This window comes from Streptomyces sp. NPDC050743 (genome assembly GCF_044456925.1).
Lineage (GTDB): Bacteria > Actinomycetota > Actinomycetes > Streptomycetales > Streptomycetaceae > Streptomyces.
Genome location: NZ_JBITGJ010000089.1, coordinates 1 through 19441, shown reverse-complemented (window position 1 = coordinate 19441; position 19441 = coordinate 1). Strand labels below are relative to the sequence as shown.

Annotated in this window: 19 protein-coding genes and 3 pseudogenes; 11 read left to right on the top strand and 11 right to left on the bottom strand. The window is 68.8% G+C overall.

What is annotated here, in order from left to right; all coding sequences use genetic code 11:
* Positions 1-150 precede the first annotated feature (150 nt).
* From ACIBJF_RS42620 to ACIBJF_RS42605, 4 genes are all read right to left on the bottom strand, one after another.
* Complete coding sequence (locus tag ACIBJF_RS42620) at positions 151-1068, bottom strand: NADP-dependent oxidoreductase (RefSeq protein ID WP_399182375.1); 918 nt, start codon at positions 1066-1068, stop codon at positions 151-153.
* A 50-nt stretch (positions 1069-1118) separates the two neighbouring features.
* Positions 1119-1766 (bottom strand): nitroreductase family protein, encoded by a 648-nt coding sequence (locus ACIBJF_RS42615; protein WP_399182373.1) that lies wholly within the window; start codon positions 1764-1766, stop codon positions 1119-1121.
* Between the two features lie 56 nt (positions 1767-1822).
* Positions 1823-2617 (bottom strand): isocitrate lyase/phosphoenolpyruvate mutase family protein, encoded by a 795-nt coding sequence (locus tag ACIBJF_RS42610; protein WP_399182370.1) that lies wholly within the window; start codon positions 2615-2617, stop codon positions 1823-1825.
* Between the two features lie 111 nt (positions 2618-2728).
* A complete protein-coding gene (locus tag ACIBJF_RS42605; RefSeq protein ID WP_399182368.1) occupies positions 2729-3277 on the bottom strand; it encodes a carboxymuconolactone decarboxylase family protein in 549 nt (182 codons plus the stop codon).
* Between the two features lie 186 nt (positions 3278-3463).
* Between ACIBJF_RS42605 and ACIBJF_RS42600 the strand changes: the two genes are divergently transcribed.
* The 4 genes and pseudogenes from ACIBJF_RS42600 to ACIBJF_RS42585 form a co-directional block, all read left to right on the top strand.
* Positions 3464-4123 carry a TetR/AcrR family transcriptional regulator gene (locus tag ACIBJF_RS42600; RefSeq protein ID WP_399182366.1) on the top strand — a complete coding sequence of 220 codons (660 nt, stop codon included), beginning with the start codon at positions 3464-3466 and terminating at the stop codon, positions 4121-4123.
* An 82-nt stretch (positions 4124-4205) separates the two neighbouring features.
* Positions 4206-4865 (top strand): annotated as a pseudogene (locus ACIBJF_RS42595) (Na+/H+ antiporter NhaA); the annotation flags it as partial.
* Positions 4866-5142: 277 nt separating this feature from the next.
* Positions 5143-6306 (top strand): glutamate--cysteine ligase, encoded by a 1164-nt coding sequence (locus tag ACIBJF_RS42590; protein WP_399182364.1) that lies wholly within the window; start codon positions 5143-5145, stop codon positions 6304-6306.
* Positions 6307-6515: 209 nt separating this feature from the next.
* A pseudogene (locus tag ACIBJF_RS42585) lies at positions 6516-6880 on the top strand (N-acetylglutaminylglutamine amidotransferase); the annotation flags it as partial.
* Between the two features lie 22 nt (positions 6881-6902).
* Here ACIBJF_RS42585 and ACIBJF_RS42580 read toward each other — a convergent pair.
* Positions 6903-7517 (bottom strand): hypothetical protein, encoded by a 615-nt coding sequence (locus ACIBJF_RS42580; RefSeq protein ID WP_399182362.1) that lies wholly within the window; start codon positions 7515-7517, stop codon positions 6903-6905.
* Positions 7518-7573: 56 nt separating this feature from the next.
* Between ACIBJF_RS42580 and ACIBJF_RS42575 the strand changes: the two genes are divergently transcribed.
* Complete coding sequence (locus ACIBJF_RS42575; RefSeq protein ID WP_399182360.1) at positions 7574-8329, top strand: sensor histidine kinase; 756 nt, start codon at positions 7574-7576, stop codon at positions 8327-8329.
* A 328-nt stretch (positions 8330-8657) separates the two neighbouring features.
* On the opposite strand, the gene ACIBJF_RS42570 is transcribed toward ACIBJF_RS42575, so the two are convergent.
* From ACIBJF_RS42570 to ACIBJF_RS42560, 3 genes are all read right to left on the bottom strand, one after another.
* Complete coding sequence (locus tag ACIBJF_RS42570; RefSeq protein WP_399182358.1) at positions 8658-9077, bottom strand: hypothetical protein; 420 nt, start codon at positions 9075-9077, stop codon at positions 8658-8660.
* A 315-nt stretch (positions 9078-9392) separates the two neighbouring features.
* Entirely contained in the window at positions 9393-10874 is a 1482-nt protein-coding gene (locus tag ACIBJF_RS42565) for an IS1182 family transposase (RefSeq protein WP_399182392.1), read from the bottom strand.
* Between the two features lie 42 nt (positions 10875-10916).
* On the bottom strand, positions 10917-11627 hold the full coding sequence (locus ACIBJF_RS42560) for a GNAT family N-acetyltransferase (RefSeq protein ID WP_399182356.1): 711 nt from the start codon (positions 11625-11627) through the stop codon (positions 10917-10919).
* A 9-nt stretch (positions 11628-11636) separates the two neighbouring features.
* Here ACIBJF_RS42560 and ACIBJF_RS42555 point away from each other — a divergent pair, with 9 nt between their 5' ends.
* Both ACIBJF_RS42555 and ACIBJF_RS42550 read left to right on the top strand, forming a co-directional pair.
* A complete protein-coding gene (locus tag ACIBJF_RS42555) occupies positions 11637-12125 on the top strand; it encodes a LysR substrate-binding domain-containing protein (protein ID WP_399182354.1) in 489 nt (162 codons plus the stop codon).
* A 67-nt stretch (positions 12126-12192) separates the two neighbouring features.
* Positions 12193-13284: a transposase gene (locus ACIBJF_RS42550; RefSeq protein ID WP_399182352.1), complete on the top strand. Its 1092-nt coding sequence runs from the start codon at positions 12193-12195 to the stop codon at positions 13282-13284.
* Positions 13285-13306: 22 nt separating this feature from the next.
* Here ACIBJF_RS42550 and ACIBJF_RS42545 read toward each other — a convergent pair whose 3' ends face one another.
* The 3 genes from ACIBJF_RS42545 to ACIBJF_RS42535 all read right to left on the bottom strand — a co-directional run bounded on the left by ACIBJF_RS42545 (position 13307) and on the right by ACIBJF_RS42535 (position 15954).
* Complete coding sequence (locus ACIBJF_RS42545; protein WP_399182350.1) at positions 13307-13531, bottom strand: helix-turn-helix domain-containing protein; 225 nt, start codon at positions 13529-13531, stop codon at positions 13307-13309.
* Between the two features lie 444 nt (positions 13532-13975).
* Positions 13976-14635 (bottom strand): MSMEG_1061 family FMN-dependent PPOX-type flavoprotein, encoded by a 660-nt coding sequence (locus tag ACIBJF_RS42540; RefSeq protein WP_399182348.1) that lies wholly within the window; start codon positions 14633-14635, stop codon positions 13976-13978.
* A 557-nt stretch (positions 14636-15192) separates the two neighbouring features.
* Positions 15193-15954 carry an SDR family oxidoreductase gene (locus tag ACIBJF_RS42535; protein WP_399182346.1) on the bottom strand — a complete coding sequence of 254 codons (762 nt, stop codon included), beginning with the start codon at positions 15952-15954 and terminating at the stop codon, positions 15193-15195.
* A gap of 189 nt (positions 15955-16143) precedes the next feature.
* Between ACIBJF_RS42535 and ACIBJF_RS42530 the strand changes: the two genes are divergently transcribed.
* The 4 genes and pseudogenes from ACIBJF_RS42530 to ACIBJF_RS42515 form a co-directional block, all read left to right on the top strand.
* Positions 16144-17010, top strand: a complete 867-nt coding sequence (locus ACIBJF_RS42530; RefSeq protein ID WP_399182344.1) for a helix-turn-helix domain-containing protein — start codon at positions 16144-16146, stop codon at positions 17008-17010.
* A gap of 593 nt (positions 17011-17603) precedes the next feature.
* Entirely contained in the window at positions 17604-17747 is a 144-nt protein-coding gene (locus ACIBJF_RS42525; protein WP_399182342.1) for a hypothetical protein, read from the top strand.
* A 635-nt stretch (positions 17748-18382) separates the two neighbouring features.
* A complete protein-coding gene (locus ACIBJF_RS42520) occupies positions 18383-18586 on the top strand; it encodes a hypothetical protein (protein ID WP_399182341.1) in 204 nt (67 codons plus the stop codon).
* 106 nt (positions 18587-18692) lie between these two features.
* Positions 18693-19286: pseudogene (locus tag ACIBJF_RS42515) on the top strand (RNA-guided endonuclease InsQ/TnpB family protein); the annotation flags it as partial.
* Positions 19287-19441: the final 155 nt, after the last annotated feature.

The following is a 19441-nucleotide window of genomic DNA, read 5'->3' as shown; positions in this document are numbered from 1 at the left end:
GGCGGGGGGGGTTTTCTGCGCTTGGGCGCCGCCGAGGGTGTTCCGCTCGGTGGGTGGGTGTGGGGGGGGGGGGGGGGGGGGGGGGGGCCGGCCCCGCCCCCCCCCCCCCCCGACCGGCGGGTCATAGGTCCGGATCTCCGACACGGCCGTCTACGGCAGGACGCGGATGATCGTCTTGCCGCGGCGTCGCGTGGTCGGGTTGAGGGCGCTGACGGCATCGTCGAGGCTGGCGACGTCACCGATGTTGGTCCGCAGCCGTCCGTCGCGCACCCGCTGTACGATCTCACCGAGTTGGGCGCGGTCGGTTTCGACGACGAAGTCGATGGCCAGGCCGTCAGCGGGCCGTGCTTCGACCGGGCCGACGACGGACACGAGTGTTCCTCCCGGCTTGATCAGGGCGGCGGACTGCTTTTGCACGTCGCCGCCGATGACGTCGAAGACCAGGTCGACGCTGCCGATGTCTTTGAGCGTGTCGTTCTCGAGGTCGACGAACTCGTGCGCGCCGAAGTCGAGTGCCTTCTCGCGGTCGGCGGCGCGTCCGGTGCCGATGACGTAGGCGCCGGCTTCACGTGCGAGCTGGGTGACCATCGTGCCGACTGCCCCGGCTGCGCCGTGGGCGAGGACGGTCTGGCCGGTCTGGAGGCGGCCGTGCTGGAACAGCCCCTGCCACGCGGTCAGGCCTGAGATGGGCAGGGACGCGCCTACGGTGAAGTCGACGTCGCCCGGCAGGGGGGCGAGGTTGCGTGCTTCGATCGCCACGTACTGGGCGAGGGTGCCGTCGCGGTGCCAGTCGGCGAGGCCGAACACCCGCTGACCGACCGAGAGCCCCGTCGTGCCGTAGCCGAGGGCGGTGACCACTCCGGCCAGCTCGTGGCCGGGGATCGACGGTGTCTTGTCACGGCCGGCGCGATCGGCCCAGGTCGACGGCCACTCCATCTCTGTGGGGACGAAGCCCGATGCATGGATCTGCACGATCACGTCGTTGATCGCCGCGAGCGGCTCGGGCCGCTCCGTCAGCGTCATCCCGGCCATTCCCGCGGCCTGGTCGGTGACCACAATGGCTTTCATCGAAATGTCTCTTCCTCGTATGAGTGGTGGGTTTTGGTTTCCGGTGGGTCTTAGGCGAAGGTGAACAGCTGGTCGGTGTCGAAACGGGAGATCGGGGTGGTGTACACCCTCTCCGGGTCGGGGTAGCCGAGGGCCAGCAGCACCGTCGTCGTGTGTCCGCTCTCGCGGATCTTGAAAACCTTGTCGACACTGGTCGGGTCGAACCCCTCCAGCGGCGTGGCCTCGACACCGAGCTCGGCGGCCGCCATCATGGTCAGACCCATCGCCAGGTAGGTCTGCTTCTCCATCCAGTGGTTCAGGTCCTTGTAGCCGTAGGTGCGCAGGCTGAGGAAGTCCCGGGTCATGGATTCCCACAGCTCCTGCTTCGCCGGGTCGGGGAACCGGCCGTCGGCCCTCTCCTTGGCGAACACCGCCTCCAGGTGGGTGTCGGGCAGATCGGCCCGGGTGGTGAGGATGAGGGTGTGCGACGCGTTCAGGATCTTCTCGGCGTTGTCCCGGAATCGTTCGCCCAGGTTGTTGGCGAGCCGCTCCTTGCCTTCGGGCGTGGCGAGAACGTAGAAGTGGTTCGGCTGGACGTTCACCGATGACGGCGTGGAGCGCAGGAACTTCAGCAGTTGCTGAAGGGTTTCCTCCGGAATGGTCTTGCTGGGGTCGAAGTACCTGGTGAGGTGCTTGTTCATGAGCTGGTCGAGGTTCATGTCGATCTGCCTTCTTCTTGCGATGAGCGGGTGAGAAGCGGTGGTTCGGGTTCGGGCTAGTTCGCGCCGCGGGCGAGCAGGTCGTTGATGCGCTCGAAGCTGATTCCTGTCGTCGCAGTGGTGAGGTCGCCGGCGACGAGAGCCTGGGTGGCCTGCTGGAGTGCCTCCATGGCGTGGGTGTAGAGCGCTGGACCCAAGCTGATGCGCTTGACCCCGGCCTTCTGCAGTTCAGCGACGGTCAGCACCTTGTCCGCCGGCGAGATGAGGACGTTGACCGGTGTCGGCGCAACGGCGGTGACGATCGCGACGAGTGCGTCGAGGTCGGGTGGGTAAGGGGCGTAGAGCACATTCGCGCCGGCCTCGGCGAAGGCCGTCAGACGCCGGATGGTGTCGTCGAGATCGGGCCGGCCCTGGAGGAAGTTGTCGGTGCGGCCGGTGACGACGATGCGCCCCTTGGCCGCCTCGACGGCGGCGCGTATGCGGTTGACTGCCTCGTCGAATCCGCGGATCGGTTGATCGGGATCGCCTGAGGTGTCTTCGATCCCGATACCGGCCAGGCCGGCCTCGACGGCGGCTTCCACGGTCGCCGCGACGTCTGCAGGGGTGTCGCCGTAGCCGTCCTCGAAGTCTCCGTTGACGGGCAGCCCGGTGAGCCGGCCGAGCAGCCGCGCATGCGCGAGGTGCTCGGCGCGGGTGACTTCGTGACGCCCGTCGGCCCGGCCGAGTGTGGCGGCGAGTGCCGCCGACGACGTAGCGATCGCCTCGAAACCGGCATCGGCCAGCAGCAGCGCCGAGAGGCCGTCCCAGGCGTTCGGCATGACGAGGCCGCCGTCGCGGGTGTGCAGTGCCATGAACGTCTCATAGAGTTCGGAGCTCGGCATGGCGAACCTTCCCGAATGATCGTTGTGGTGCGGTGAGGGGTGTGCCGGCCGTGAGTCCGGCCTCGACGGGGGTCCCGGCGATCAGCCGGACGTACCGGTCGCGCTCACGGCGGGGATGTCGACGTCCGTCTGGTTGACGTTGTTGATGAAGTTGGTCAGCAGGACCTGCACCGCCACCGTGACGATCGCCAGGATCTGCGGGTCGGTGTACCCGGCGCCTCGCACGGCCGCGAGGTCGGCGTCGCTCACCTGACCGCGGCTGTTCACGACCTGCTGAGCGAAACGAGCGACCGCGGCGCGCTTGGGATCGATCGAGCTCCCGGCCCGGGCCAGGTCGATGTCGTCGCTCGACATGCCGCCGAGCTTGGATGACACGTAGGTGTGCATCGCCAGGCAGTAGTCGCATCCGTTGGCCTGCGAGACGGCGAGCGCGATGGTGTGCCGCGTCTTCGCGTCCAGAACCCGGCTCAAGCTTCCCTGTAGCGTCATGACGACGTCGAGGACGGCCGGGTTCGAGGCCAGAGTGCCGAACATGTTCGGGACGAACCCGAACTGCGCGCCGATGGTGTCGAGGATGCCCTTCGCGCCGTCGGTGACGTCGTCGGGCGAGGGAACGCTCAGGCGTGACATTGCGAATCAACCTCCGGTGAATGTGTGAACGGTCAGCGTCGAGCCCAGGCCGGTTCTTACTGCTTCAGAGGTCCAGTCCCTGTTCGGAATGCGAACCCTGGCATTTTTTGGGCTGTCCGGCCCATTTCTCAGAGTGAACACCCTCGGTTCTGGGCTGTCAAGCCCAATCCGGGGTATCGTTGAGGCATGACCACCACTACGGCAGCTCCGGCGCCTCACAAGCTCACGTCAAAGGGGCAGGCCACGCGGGCCCGCATCCTTGAGCACGCCGCGGAACTGATCTACACAAACGGAGTCCACGCGACGAACAACGAGCAGCTCCGTCGCGCCGCCGACGTCAGCGGATCGCAGCTGAACCACTACTTCCCGAGCAAGGAGAGTCTCGTTCTGGCCGTGATCGCCTGGCAGGCCGAACGCGTCCTCACCTTCCACCGCGATGAGCGATTCGCCGGCTTCGACACTCTCGACGCGCTCCGGGCGTGGGCGGATTTCTACGTCGGCTACGAGCGCGCCTACCAGGAAGGCTGCACCCTCGGCTCCCTGGCGAGCGAGATCATCAAGACGGACCTCGACGTGCACGACGAGCTCGCCAGTGCGTTCGACCAGTGGAGGGGGATCTTCCGCGAGGGAATCGAGCGCATGCAGCAACTCGGCCGCATCAGCGCTGAGGCAGATCCCACGCAGCTGGCCAATCTGCTCCTTGCCGCCTTCCAGGGCGGCATGCTCCTCGCCCAGGTCGCGCGGGACATCGCTCCGCTGAAAGACGCGTTGCAGGCAGCCATTGACCACCTGCAGACCTTCGGCACGTCTCCCGACGCCGGCGTTCTCAAAGCTCGGGGAGGGTGACGTACGGCGCATGCGGGGCCGCGTGCTCCAGCGCCTGGACCCAGCCGACGAGGCCCCCGTGAACCTGGCCGTTGCCGCTGCCATGCCCGCGAGCCCGCCAGCCTGCGAAACGACCCACCGAGAATCTGACCCATGTCCCGTGAACCAAGAGGCCTACACCGGCCAGTCGCTGTGCAGCAGCGGATCGCGTTCCCCGCTGCGTGCCTTCTTGCGCACCGAGACCGGCGGCGCCGCCGTCCTGGTCGCCGCTGCGCTCGCCGCACTCGTCTGGGCCAACGCGGCACCCTCGGCATACACGTCGTTCTGGGACACCCGCCTGTCTGTCCGCTTCGGCACCTACGGGATCTCGCTCGGCCTGCGGGAGTGGGTCAACAGCGGCCTGATGACGCTCTTCTTCTTCGTCGTCGGTCTGGAGGCACGCCGCGAGTTCGACATGGGCGAACTGCGTGAGCGCAAGCGGCTCACGCTGCCGCTCGTCGCGGGACTCAGCGGCATGATCGTACCCACCGCCCTCTACCTCGCCGTCAACGTCGGCCACGGCAGCGAGCAGGGCTGGGGTGCGGCGATGTCCACCGACACCGCGTTCGCCCTGGGCGTACTGGCCGTCGCCGGCCGCGGCATGCCGCCCGGACTGCGGGTCTTCATTCTCCTGCTGAGCGTGGTCGACGACTTCCTCTCCCTCGGCGTCATCGCCTTCGCCTACTACGAGCGGCCAACCCGACCGCGCTCCGCTACGGCCATATAAGTCGGCAGCTCAGTCATGACACCTGCCTCGTCCTGGGAGCAGCGTGGTCACGTCAGTACACATACATCGTCACCCGGTCGGCCCCATGTTGCGCGGCGAAGGCGGCGGGGGTTCGTGGCGCAAGCGAGCCGGCTGACTTTACCGTCTCCGACGATGGGTCGAGGCGCTTGTGCTGGTCCCGGCCTGGGCACTCGGATCTCCCGGAGCCGCGATGCTCCCGGCGGGACGCGGACGCGACGGCCCAGTGATCACCCAGGCAAGGGGAGACCGTGCCATGACGTTGCGCATCGGGGCAGAGGAAGAGTTCCACGTGCTGGACGTGGAGAGCGGCCGTCTGGTGCCACGCGCCCGCGCCGTGCTGGACCGACTGCACATGCCCGGGTTCACCACCGAGTTCCAGCAGTCGGTCGTGGAGAGCAACAGCGCGGTGCACGACACCCTTGACGCCCTCCTCGCGGACCTGGCCTGGTCACGACGGCTGCTGGATGCGACGGCCTCCTCGCTCGGCCTCGTCGTGGTGGCCGCCGGTACCGTGCCGCTGGCCCGGCCGAGCCCCCGCAACGTCAGCGGCGGGCGCCGTTACCGGCACATGGCCGACGAGTACCGCAGGGTCGCCGACGAACAGCTGATCTGCAGCGCGCAGGTGCACGTCGACGTACCGGACCGGGACACGGGCGTACGTGCCATGTGCCTCGTCTCGCCCTGGCTGCCGCCGCTGCTCGCGCTGTCCGCCAGCTCGCCGTTCTGGCTCGGCACGGACACCGGCTACGCGAGCTGGCGGACCATGCTGTGGCAGCGCTGGCCCACCGCCGGTCCTGCCGGCTGCTACTCCGGTTCCGCCGCCTACGACGCGGCATTGGAGGAGCTGATCCGCTCCGGCGTCATCAGTGACGAGGGAATGGTCTACTACGACGTACGGCCCTCCGCGCACCAGCGCACGCTGGAGATGCGGATCTGCGACGCCTGCCCACGCGTGGAGACCGTCGTGCTGGTCGCGGGTCTCTTCCGGGCCCTCGTCCAGGACGCGGTCGAGCGGCTGGCCCACCGGGACGGCCCCGCATGCGCCGGCCGTCACGAGTGGCTGCGGGCCGCCACCTGGCGAGCCGCCCGGTCGGGCCTCGAGGGCCCTCTGGTCGACCCGGTCACCCGGCGCCCTGAGCCCGCCCGCGTGGTCCTGCTCGGCATGCTGGCCCGGCTGCGCCCGGCGCTGGAGGCGTCCGGTGACTGGGGGACCGTGCACGAACTGCTGGAGCGCGCGCTGGCCGACGGCAGCGCCGCTCATCGGCTGCGGCAGGTCGCCGGGAAGGAGGGCCTGCGCGCCGTCGTCCGCACGCTCGCCGCCGAGACCCGGGGCGCAACCGGTTCGCGTGCGGTCACGCCCACTGGCCCCGCCCGCGCCCCGCGCCCCAGCCCCGTCGTTGGGGGCACCGGATCCTGACCGGCCGATCTCATGTCCGCCCACCCCGCGCGCCCCCTTGAAAGCGGCGGTGCCCGACGACCGCCAGGAGAGTGGTCAGCGCCATGTCCCACGTCCCCGCTCCCGCGACCATCGCCGATCTCGCCCAGGTTCTTCCCTGCGCGTCGCTTGCGGACGGCAGGCCCCCCGCGGCAGCCGGGGAGGGCACTGGAGAAGGGAGGGGCGCCTTGATGTGCGGGCTCACCGGCGAGGTCCGGTTCGACGGCCGGCAGCTGGATCTGGCCGCCGTCGAGCGCACGACCGACCGGCTCGCGTGCCGCGGGCCTGACGGCCGCGGACTGCGTCGCAGGGGCCCGTCGCCCTCGGCCACCGGCGACTGAAGATCATCGACCTGACGGACAGCGCCGCGCAGCCGATGGCCGACCCCCTGGGGCGGGTCGTCGGCGTGTTCACCGGGTGCGTCTACAACTATCGTGAGCTGCGCCGCGATCTGGCCTCCCGGGGCCACCAGTTCGTCTCGGAATCCGACACCGAGGTGGTGCTGAAGGCCTATCGGGAGTGGGGCGCGTCGTGCGTCCAACACTTCGTCGGCATGAAGTTCCCCCAAGGCCGGGTAGTTAGCGTTTTCGCAGGTCACGCAAGGGGGCCGTTTCCTGCGTGATGGCCGCGTAGCGCCCCGTGCGGACCCTCTTGATCATTCCTTTCTCGGTCCAGCGGGCGAGTTGTCGGTAGGTGGCGACGAGGGTGACGTCGCCGAGGAGTTCGGCGATCTCCCGTGAGCGCCATAGCCGTTCGGGTTCCTCCTGCAGGATGGCCAGGACACGTGTCATGCGGGTGCTGGTCTGGCCGGGGCCGACGTACTGGGGGACCGTGGTCGTGGGCAGTGCGGGCTCCGGCACCGGCGGCGGCAGGAGCGTGATCGTCGTTGAGGTCACGGCCTTGCTGGCGTCGGGGCGGCCGTCCAGCTTCCTTTCCGCGTAACGGGAGATGGGAGACTTCACCGTGCGGGTGCTGACGCGGGCCCGCCGTGCGGGCGACAGCGCCGACAGGAGCCGCCGGCCGATCTCTCCGATGCCCTGCTCGAAGATGCCGTCCGCACCTACCAGTAGGTCACGGGCTGTTTGGAGGGCGATGGTGAAACCGCAGCGGTCGGGATCGGTGCCCGGCTGGGACTCCGCAGCCTGGACCATGGTGCGGCGCAGGAGCTGATAGAGGGTGAGCAGGGCCCACATCTCCTGCTCGACGCCCGCCGGATCGTGCGAGCGCAGAACACGTTGGTGAACTCGTGGTGTCCCTGCCGCCCGGGCATCTGAGGCTGCCCCGGGCCGCTGCGGCGGTCGTCGACCTCGTGGCGGCGCCGCTCGCCCAGGCCCTGCACGCCGTTCGGCTGAGCGAGCAACTGCGTGTGTCCCGGGGCCGGGTGGTGAGCGCGCTGGAGGAGGAGCGCCGCCGGATGCGCCGCGACCTGCACGACGGGCTGGGCCCGACCCTGACCGGCATCGGCTACACCGCAGATGCGGCCGTCAACCTCATCGCCACCGACCCGGACCGGGCCATCGAGACACTGCGCGGGCTGCGTGCCGACGTCGGTGACGCGATCACCGACATCCGCCGGATCGTCTACGGCCTCAGGCCTCGAGCCCTCGACGAACTGGGGCTGGTCGACGCCGTGCGCCAGCGGATCGCTCCGCTGCGCGCCGCCGACGGCCGACCCCTGACCGTCACGATCGACGCCCCCGACCGACTGCCCCCGCTGCCCGCAGCCGTCGAGGTAGCCGCGTACCGGGTAGCCGTGGAGGCCGTGACCAACGTCGCCCGGCACTCCGACGGCGCCATCGCCACGCTGACGCTGGAACTGCCGGACCCCGGGTCCCTGCACGTCACCGTCGCCGACACCGGCCACTGCACCGAGCCGTGGACCCACGGCGTAGGCATCCGCTCCATGTACGAGCGCGTCGAACAGATCGGCGGCAAACTGACCATCACCACAACACCTGAAGGATCCACGGTCACGGCCCACCTGCCGCTGGCGATGCCTGGGTGACCTCTGTGGACCGCCGCCCGCCGTATGTCGCTGAGCACCTTCACGGGTGCGGCGGTGGAAGGGCTGCGCGGGTTGGGCTGGAGCCGCAGCCGATCCTGGTGCGCGGGGTGCCTGGCGCAAGTGGGGGTTGGGATCGACATCCCCGGTCCCCTAGTTGTACCGCCGAATGAGTTGCTCGGCCCGCGACCGCGTCCGGGCCGCACTCGCCGTCCCCTGTTTCCCACCCGATTTCGGAGTGCCCCGTGCCTGCCCTGAACACCCGCCGCCCCACCGGCGTCGTCCCCTGGCCGCTGATCCTCATCGAAGGCGAGGAAGGCTCCGGGAAGAGCTACGCCGCCGCCCTGTTCACCGCCTGCCGTGCCCGCGGCCGCATCGGCCAGACGTACTGGGTCGACCTGGACGAGGGCAGTGCCGACGAGTACAGCGCCATACCCGGAGCCGACTTTGACTCGTCGATCATGACGACACCTACCGTGACATCCTCGAGCAGATCGAGGCCGTCCACGCCGAGGCCCGCCGCACCGCCGCCGCCGGCCAGCCACCGGTCGTCCTCGTCATCGACTCCGCATCCGCCCTGTGGCGGATGCTGACCACCTGGGCCCACGAACCCGCCCGCCGCACCAAGAAGGCCCGACACCTCCTCGCCGAAGACCCCGACGCCGCCATCGAGGTCACCCGCAACCTGTGGAACGACAGCAACGAACGCTGGAGCCGGGGTGCTGTACCTGCCGCGCACCATGCCCGGCATCGTGCTGCTCCTCGCACGGGGCACGGAAATCTCCGCCACCGACGACAACGGCCGGCCAACTCAACGAAGCTCTGACTCGCCGCGGTCGAGTTCGGACGGCCGTCTCAGCGGACCTGTCCATGAGGACCGCCGTCACCGACGCGAACGCTGAGCTGGACCCCCAGTTCCCGGAAGCCCAGCGCTAGGAGCGCGGGTCAGTAACGGGCAATTGGCTGGGCGGTCGTGATCGGGTTGATCGTTGCGGTCGCCCGGTCGGTGTGTGGGACGGCGGGCCCGAGGTCCAGCCTCTCTGCCGGGGGCGGGGGCCCTGGCGGGTCACCCGGTCAGTGCGGTGAGCCCCGACGTTCCGGCGTGTCGGAAGATCTTGCGGAGGTTGTGGCAGGCGGCCAGCAGTCGCCACTCGCCGCGGGCCCCGTGCTCGCCGCGCAGGAGGAGTTGGCGGCCGTTGTGGCAGGTCATGATCTGGCCGAAGACGGGTTCGACGATGGCCTTGCGGCGGCTGTAGGCGGCCCTGCCGGGGTTGGTCCGCAGTTTGCGGGCCATGCGCTCCTTCAAGGTGGCGTCCTTGGGGATGCGTCCGCGGGGAGCGGGTGGGACCTGTTCGTCGTGCTTGAGTCGGCCGGTGGCCATGAAGGTGTCGGTGCCGCAGGACAGTTGGCGCTCCTTTGCTGCTTCCAGGTTCGTTTCCGAGCAGTAGCCGGCGTCGACCAGCGCCTGCCGGGGATGGGCGCCGGTGTTGTGCGCGGACTGGTCGAGCATCGCGGTGTAGTTCAGCACGTCCGAGGGGTTGCAGGTGATGTCGGCGGCGGTGATGACCTGGTGCTTTTCGTCGACCACTGCCTGGGCGTTGTAGGCCTGGATGTAGGCGCCGTCGCTGTTCTTCATGATCCGCGAGTCGGGGTCGGTGAAGTTGGCCTGTGCCGTGGGCTTGGGCCGGGCCTTGCTGGCGGCCTTCTCGCCCGCGTCGGTGACGGCCTGCTCGTCGGCGGTGTCGGCACGTTCCTGGCGGCGGCGTTCTTTGTCCTCGGCGTGGCGGCGTGCCTTGGCGGCCGCTTCGGCCTCGATCTGGGCGCGGGCGGCCTGCAGCCTGGCCAGGCGCTTCTCCCGGCGGTCCAGCTCGGCGGGCAGGTCGGTGTCCTTGTCGTCGACGCCGAATGCCTGGTCCTCGGCGGTGTCGGTGGCCTCGGCGTCGGCCAGCAGAGCGGTGGCCTTGGCCTCCAGTTCGGCGATCTCGGCCTCTGTCTGCTCTTCCTTCGTTATCAGCCGGCCGTAGCTCATCGCCTTGTGTTTGGAGGCGTTGGCCTGCAGTTTCGTGCCGTCCAGGGCGACGCGGCCCAGCTTGACCATGCCGAGCCTCATGGCGAGGTGCAGGGACTGGGTGAACAAGCCGGCCAGGGCGTCCAGGTGGCGGCGGCGGAACCGGGCGATCGATCGGAAGTCCGGGGCCTGGCCGGCGGCCAGGAACCGGAAGGCGACATCGTCGGCGCACTTGCGCTCGATCGCCCGGGAGGAGCGGATGCCGGTGGTGTAACCGTAGATCAGCAGCCGCACCATCAATCTGGGGTCGTGGGGCGGGTAGCCGCGCTTTTCGGTGTAGGCGGCCAGGACCGGCCCGAGGTCGAGTACGTCGTCGACCAGGTCCGCGACGAACCGGGCCAGGTGGTCCTCGGGCAGCCAGTCATCCAGCGATGGCGGCAACAGCAGGACCTGATGCGGATCGAAGGCTCGGAACGTCTTGTCCGCGGACGCCGGACGCCCCTGCGGCCGCTTCTTCTCGACCGGCTCGACCTCGAACAGCCCATCGCCGCCACTCATACCGAGATCATCCCGCATGAATGATCACGAACCGCAGGCGGGTTGCCGGTTACTGAGACACGCTCCTAGCGCGACACGCTTGGACGGGTGCGGCCGTGCTCGCCACTGCGGAAGCAGCCCGGCGTCCAGCGCGCGGGCCACCGCCGCAGATGCCACCGTCCGCGCCAGCCCCCGGCCGCGACAGTCCGGCGCGACCAGGACGCTGAGGTGGGCCACCGACTGCGGCCATGCGCGATAGCCGGCTGCGGCAACCAGGTCGTCACCGTCACGCAGGACGTATGCGGGAGAGGTAATGTCCTCCAAGCCGCTTTCCCCAGCGTCCTCTTCACCGGCACGAGCCAGCAGCGCGGCCAGTCCATCGTCGTCGCGTGGCACCTCCTCGACAGCGGCGCCAGCATGCACGGGCTGGAAGTCAGCTCGGTCAAGATAGAAGAGAGACGCGGGCCCCAGTACGTCGAGGACGGGCAGCACCTCACGCAGGCGATCCGCGTCGACGAGCTCTGCACGGGACAGCTTCCTTGCGGGACCCGCCATCTGCTCGGCGATGTGGCCGCTCGGCACAGTGACGATGCCGGCGTCACCGAGGACCACGATTCCCGTCCACAACGGCGGACACAACTGTGATTCCGGGGAAACCGCCACGTTCACCCCGTCCAGGGAGGAGAACTGCACTGACTTCACCGCCAGTTCGACCCATAGATTCCGGGCTCGGTCCAGCAAGAAATCTGTAGTCATGGCCGCATCGTGTCGGGCTCCAGTGCTTTGCACGACTGGTTTTCTCCGAGGCGGAGTGCTTGGGCGCCTTTGCCCTGCGACACCTCATCACCCGGCTTCTCCCCTGCGGCGCGACGACCACACGAACGAGCGACAACAACACCATCCAACTCGCCGTCGCGGACAGCAACCGAGCTTCGGCCCTGCGCACGCTGTGGCCAGAACGGCCACATCGTCACCCAGCGCGACGAAGGTCGCATCGGCCGCCGCTCGGTCAATGCCGTCACCGAAATGATCCAGCGCACCCCTCTGGCATCTGTGCTGCCCGAGGCCATCGCCCGGGATCACCCGCATCTGCGTGCCGTACTCCTCGACCCGCCCCTGCCCGAGCGCACTGTTACTCTGCTCTGTCGCTCGGGCTCCTACCAAAGCGCTGCCGCCCGGGCTTTCACCGGGTTCCTCCGAGGATGCCCCGGCCTTCAGGACTTTGTTGGCGGATTCGGTGATTGCCCGTGGTGATCTTGTTTGGTCGGGCAGTCTGATGGAGGTTCGGTTCCATCGTGCGGGGAGGCAAGGAGGGGCTGCGATGTCGCTGCGCCCTGTGCCTGCTCCGTCCGTTCCGGAGGCCACCGCGCGGGTGGTGCGGGCCTCGTTTCGTAAGGGCTGTCTGGCCATGCGGATCCGGGACGAGCTTGGTCCGTTGTTCGAGGACGAGCAGTTCGCTTCGGCGTTCCCGCGCCGGGGTGGTCCAGCCTGGTCGCCGGGCCAGTTAGCGTTGGTCAGCGTGCTGCAGTTCGCGGAGGGCCTGACGGATCGGCAGGCTGCCGACGCGGTGCGTGGGCGGATCGACGTCAAGTACGCGCTCGGTCTGGAGTTGGACGATCCAGGGTTCGACTTTTCCGTGCTGTCGGAGTTCCGGGACCGCCTGATCGCGCACGGTCTGGAGGAACTGGTCCTTGACCGGCTGCTGGAACGAGTGGGCGAGTTGGGGATGCTGCGGGCGGGAGGCCGCCAGCGCACCGACTCCACGCACGTGCTGGCCCAGGTGCGGACGCTGAACCGGATGGAGTTCGTCGGCGAGACCCTGCGCGCTGCGCTGGAGGCGCTGACCGTCGCGGCGCCCGGCTGGCTGCGGCAGGTCGCCGCGCCCCAGTGGTTCGAACGCTACGGCAAGCGCATCGACTCCTTCCGCTTCCCCAAAGGGGTTGACGCCCGCCAGAAGTGGGCGCTGGCCGTGGGAGAGGACGGATTCACACTGCTTCAGGCCGTCTACGCACTCGATGCACCGGTCTGGCTGCGGGAGATCGAGGCGGTGCAGGTACTGCGCACCGCATGGGTGCAGCAGTACCACCGCGACGAGAAGGGGGTGCGCTGGCGGGAGGGCGAGGACCTCCCGCCAGGCAGGCTGAGGCTGTCCAGCCCCTACGACACCGACTCCCGCTACAGCGTCAAGCGCGGCGCGGGCTGGGACGGCTACAAGGTCCACTTCACCGAGACCTGCGAGCCGGACGCCCCGCATCTGATCACGAACGTGGTCACCACCGACGCCACCGTCCCCGACGCGGAGATCACCGAGCCCGTCCACCACGCTCTGGCCGCGCGCGGCCTGCTGCCGGGGATCCATCTGGTCGACTCCGGGTACACCTCCGCCGCGCTGCTGGTCTCCGCCGCCGCGTAAGTCGCGCAGAATTCACGGCATGTCAGTTCGCCCTTTGGTCGCCGGGCGGTCGGCACCTGGAAAGCGAGCCGGCGTCCGAAATGATGCTTCTGCTCGCCCGAACCGCCACCAGCCGCGACGCGGTCGCCACATGCAGTCCGGTGCGCCGGGAGATCTCCGAGACGGTCAGCGACGAGTCCTCGGGCGTGAACGCCTCGAAGATCCGGACGATCCGGGCAAGAACCGACTCGCCGTTCTGTGTTCTCACCTGGCCATCATCGGTTCCTTTTCCCGCACGTCAACCTCTTGTCGCGCCGGAACACCGACTGGAGGGCGGTCCAAGAGGGCGTACGGCTCAACGCGCCGGCAAGCTGGCGTGTCGGTCTCCTCCTGCGGCACCTCGGCGGCACCTTGTCGCAGGAATCATCGGCGATCTGCGCAGGCACGGCGTGGGAGTATCCCGCGGTGTGTGCGCCCCAGGTCACACGATCCGGTCACCCGGCTCCTCGGCTTCCTGTCGGACTACCCTCACCGGTGCCCCACCGGAGTGCACTCCCGACTCGGCCAGCCGCGCCTGTCATGGTGCTGCACGCCGTACTCGCCGCGCTACTGGCGGAGATGGGCGCGGGCCCGGACACCAGTGACTGATCTCGGGGCCCGCTGGTCTGACGGTTCGGCGGGCTGGTGGTTCGGCAGTCGCAGGGTCTGCCCGCTACTCGTACCGGTACTTGAGTGAATCCGTCTCCGCCCGCTCGATGTCGGCGATCGTCAGCTCCGGCATCCGCAGCTGGGCCAGCGTCACCTCGGCCGAGGTCGGCTGGGCGTCCGCCGGCAGCCACTGCTCCGGCTTCCAGGCCCCGCTGCGCAGGAGTGACTTGGGGCAGTGCGGGTAGACCTCCTCGATTCCCAGCACCAGCGCACTGGCCGGCGGCTTGCCTACGGCGGTCAGCTGCGACAGCAGCTCCGGACGGGTGGAGACGCAGGCACGGCCGTTCACCCTGAGCGTCGTGGTGCGCCCGGGAATGACGAACAGCAGCCCGGCCCGTCCGGTGGCGATGACGTTCTGCAGGGTGTCCAGACGCTTGTTGCCGGTCGCGTCCGGTATCGCCACCGTCCGTGCGTCCAGGACGGTGACGAACCCGGCGGGGCCGCCGCGCGGGGAGACGTCACAGTTGCCCTCGGCGTCCGCGCTGGCGACCAGGACCAGCGATGAGCAGCCGATCAACCGCCGGGTCTGCTCGGTGAGTTCGGTCATCTGCTTGCGCACGGCCGCGTCGCTGGGGAGTTCGTAGACCCGGCGCAACGCCTGCTCGTCGGACACGGCGTCGAGGCGGAGCGAGTCGAAGGCACTGCCGGCAAGGGGTGTCGTCATGCCAACGACCCTAATGGGCCGACCAACGATTGATTTTGGTCGGTGAATGCGGGGCCACGTCCCATCCTGCCTTCCGCGGGCTGTCGCGCCAACATCTGGGCGAGCTGATCGCTGAACTCGCCCCGCTGAGTGGCGGGCTGTGAGTCCGTCCGGGCGTCTTGGACGACGCGAGGGCGACCGTCGGCAGGAAAGGCCCCGAGCGACGGGCCCGTCACCGAGCGGGCGGCTGGCGCGAGATGAAACGCCGCCAGCCTTCTTTGGCCTCCGACCGCGCCGCAGAGCGGCCCACCCGGCACAAACGCAGCACCGAGCTGGGGCACGTTCGCATCAAGGCCTGCTGAACCACGACCCAGCCGAACCCGCAGGCCGACACGCCCCGAGATCAATCGCGGGTCAGCCCGCTATTCGAGGTGGAGGTGATGAACGTGGCGTCGATGACACCGTCGCCGCCCGGCAGGGCGGGGCCGTTCGAGGGCGGGGTTCGTGTCCAGGATGCGTGGCTGCTCGCTGGCCACCCGGGGGCGATGAGCGAGGAGGCCGCCTGTGGGGGAAAGGCGTCAGCCCTGGCGGCTGGGGAGCATGGCCAGGGCCTGGGAGCGCTGGGCGACGAGGTCGTCGTAGGTGCCGTCGCGCTCGGCCCAGCGGTGCACGAGGACGCCCTTCACGAGGATCTCGTGAGGGGTGGGGTCCTCGGAGAGCAGTTGCATGACCTCGGTGGCGAAGTCGTCGAGCGGCAGCGCGTGCGGGTTCACCTTTTCCTGTCCTGCTGTGGCGACGGCCGGGGGGACGAGCTCGACGACGCCGACACCGGTGCCGTCGAGCTGCGCGCGCAGTGCCTCGGAGTAGGCGTGCACCGCGGCCTTCGAGGCGGCGTAGCTGGGCATGGGCGGGAAGGGCAGGAAGGCGATGCCGGAGGTGACGGTGATGAAGGTGCCGGCTCCCCGCCGGACCAGGTGGGGGGTGAAGGCGTCGATGACCCGGATGGTGCCGAGCAGGTTGGTGTCGATCGTCGTTGCTGCCGCCTCGAAGTGCGCGGGGTCGCGCAAGTCCTCCAGGAGCATGACGCCCGACATGGTCACCACGGTGTCCAGCTCGGGGTACCGGGCGAGCACGGCGTCACGGACAGCCGCGATGGAGACACTGTCGGTGACGTCGATGCTGATCGGGTCGAAGCCTTCTTCGGCGAGTTCCGAGAGTGCCTCCGGGCTGCGGCCGCCAACGGCCACGGTGCTGCCCGCTGCGGCGAACCGGCGGGCCAGCTCTCGCCCGATACCCGAGGTTCCGCCGACGATGAGAACGGTGCGGTTGGAGAGATCCACGAGATCTTCCCTTCAGTCCAGGGCGCCGACGGCGTTCAGGCTCGCGGCGCAGACAGTGAGGTTCTCTGTCACTTTCAAAACCGTGCTACCGAAGTCTTGACGGCATTCGCTGGGCGTGGCAGGGCCCCCGTCTTCCCTGGTCTTGCCAGGGCCCCCTCTGGGACACGCGCACCGCATTACGGTGTCGGTATGAAGGATGAGGAATCCGGCAACCGGCTCGGCAGCTACCTACGTGCCCGGCGTGAGCTGGTCTCCCCGGCTGAGGCAGGACTCCCGCCCGGCGGCAATCGCCGCGTGCCCGGCCTGCGCCGTGAGGAAGTCGCCCTGCTCGCCGGAATCAGTCCCGACTACTACCTGCGCCTGGAACGGGGCCGTGACAAGAACCCCTCACCGCAGGTCCTGGAATCACTCGCGCGCGTCCTGCAGCTCGACGACATCGAACGAACGTATCTGCTCGGCCTCGCGGCGGCACACCCCAGGGCGCCGCGCCGCAAGCGGCCCGAGCACGTACCGGCGCGGGTGCACGAGCTGCTCGCCCACCTTCAGATCCCCGCGTTCGTCGAAGGGCGCGCGTTCGATGTCCTGGCCTCCAACCCCATGGCGGTCGCGCTCTCCCCCCGCCTGCGGCCCGGCCAGAACCGGCTTCGTTCTCTCCTCCTCGATCCCGAGGAACAAGCCTTCCACCAGGACTGGACGAAAGCCACAGCCGATTTTGTCGCCGCCCTTCGCACCACCATCGGGGACGACACCGACAACCCCCGGTTCGTCGAGCTCGTCGGAGAACTCGCACTGTCCAGCCAGCGGTTCCGTACCCTGTGGGCCCGCCACGACGTCCGCAGTCTCGACGGAGGCACGATCACGGTCCACCACCCCGTCGTCGGCGAACTACGCCTGCACCGCGACAAACTCCCCATCGACGACGTCATCCTCGTCGTCTACTACCCCGACAAGGACAGCGACAGCGACGAGAAACTGCGGCTCCTCGCCGCGCTCTCACACACCGAGTCCGCCGGCACAGCGCACGTTCGATCCGAGGGTCGGCGTAGGGGGCCGTGATCTCTCGCGAAAGCAGTTCCTGGCCGAAGTCGCCTGCCGACCTGGTTGCCGACCGCATCTCCGTTCCTAAGGTGCCGGGTCGGCCGTGCGTACATCGTCCCAGGTGCGGGGCTGTGCGACTATTCTGAAGCGGTACGCGCCGCGCCCGAAACACGAGGCCGGGTTGCGGCCCTCGGCCGACGAGAACTACCGTCGAAAAAGGATCGAGTACGTGCCGCCGCTTACCTGCGGCACGATGCGCGCAGAGCCCAGCTCCCGGCGGCGCCCTGGATTCGGCCGCAGAGCCGAGGTCAGTAGCCCGCCCCAAAGCAGTGAACACCGGCTGTCGTCCCTGGCTTGCCGCGCCGACACCGCATCATGCACATGGGCGCGCTGCAAACATTCCCAGAACGCGCATTCCCAGAACGCGGCAGAAGAGCCTCGTCATTCGAGGGAGTGACATCATGCGCAGACTCACCGGCCCGGCAGTTGCGGCGGCACTCGCGGCCTCAGCCCTGGTCACGCCCTCCGCCGTGGCCACCGAACTGTCGGCTCCGCCTCCCCCCGTCAGCCACCACCTCACCCAGACGCGTCCAACTGCGTCCCGTCTTCCTATGACGTGGGTTGAGGGGCCGACCTTCTCCTATGAATCCCTCTGCTACGCCTACGGGTACGCCTATCGATTGGCGTACCGGCATTGGTTCTGCATCGACAACGGCGACGACACCTACACGTACTGGTACCGGACTGAAGATTAAGCCGGATGACGGTCCCGCCCCGTGTGGCATGTGACAGAAGGCGGCGCCCGGCAATGCCAGGCGCAATGAACGTGCCGCAACCCTGGGTTCAGCAGCCAGGTGACCGGCGCGGCGCACCGAGCGAATACATGGGCGCAGACCACGCGGACCCGCCCAGACCGTCTGGACGCCGAGTTGCGGGGTGTCGGGTGGTCGCCCGAACCTGGAAAGGGACGTTCTTGGAAGGGCCGTGATTCCCGCAGCCGGGTGGCGGCACCGGAGTCGCTTGTCACCGACGGGGTGTGGCTGCGGTGGTTCGCCCGCCACTGGGGCGCGGGATGCGCCGAGCGTGTGGAGAACGCCCCGGACGATGCCGCTGCTCGACCAGGAGGTCCAGCATGCCAGCGAGAGTCCGAAGGAACGGGAGGACACCGGCAGGCGCACCAGCCGTCATCGGCTGCTTCCGGCTCAGCGCCGCCTTGGTCGCGACAGTCGCGCTGTGCCCGGCGGCCGCCGGATCCGGATACACCGAGGGCTCCCCGGGGGCCAAACCCCTGGCTCCAACCAGCAGCGCCACCCTCGGTCGATCGGGCGAGACGGTGACCTTGCCCGGCGGAAATCCAGCCGTCCCGTGGCCGCCGGCCGAGCAGGCGCAGGTGACAACCGGCGGTTCCTCTGCGCTCCAGGTCAGCACCGCCAAGCCCGTCGCCACCCTGGTCGACACGATCGACTGGCGCAACCGGCCGTACACCACCACCTGCGCCGGTCTGTCCCGCAGCCCGTTCACCGGGTTCCTCCGAGGATGCCCCGGCCTTCAGGCCGGGGAGGAATCGGACTCCTGCGGGGCAGGGCAGGGATAGCCGGATCGCCGTCAGGGCGATCCGGCGTCCACCCCGCACGGCGGTGATGTCGCCCACCGTGATCGAGAACTCTCAACTGTCAGCCCCCTCAAGTAGATTCGGATGCATGACGACAGAGGCAGCCATGAAGGAGACCGGGCATGCCCGGTACACCTTCCGTGTGCGCCTGTCGGCTACCGCGCGGCGCGCACTCGAAGCGGAGTGGGCGCGCTGCCGGTGGCTCTGGAATGAGTGCGTCGCGAAGTCCCAGCAGGTGCACGCGCAGAGCCGGGCGAGCGGCGAGAAGGTGACCTGTGGTCCGGGGCAGTTGGACAAGATGCTGACCGAGGCACGCGGGGTGATGTCATGGCTGGCTGAGGGCGCGTCGGTGCCGCAGCAGCAGGTGATTCGGGACTTTGCCAAGTCCCGTGCCAAAGCGCTGAAGGACATCAAGGACCGGCTTCCCATGCACCGCCGGGCCCAGATGCCCCGCTTCAAGAAGAAGCGGGAGACGCGGTGCAGCCTGAACTACACCAGGCGCGGTTTCCGCCTCAAGGACTCCTGCCTGCACCTTGCGGGCGGGATCGTGCTGAGGGTGGTGTGGTCGCGGGAGCTGCCCGCGGACCCGTCGAGTGTGCGGGTGTACCAGGACAGCCTCGGCCACTGGTATGCGTCCTTCGTCGTCCCGGCTCAGGTTCAGCTCGGATCCACCGGCTTGATGTCTGTGGACGGTTTCTCGGGGAACGCAGAAGTGCCTTGTGACCTGCGATGATGGGGTTTTTCTAGGACCACATCAGGCACGATCAGCAAGGCACTTCCGAGATGCAATCTTCCCATGCCGCGGCGGCGGTCTCGTCCGCGTTCGACGACCCGAAC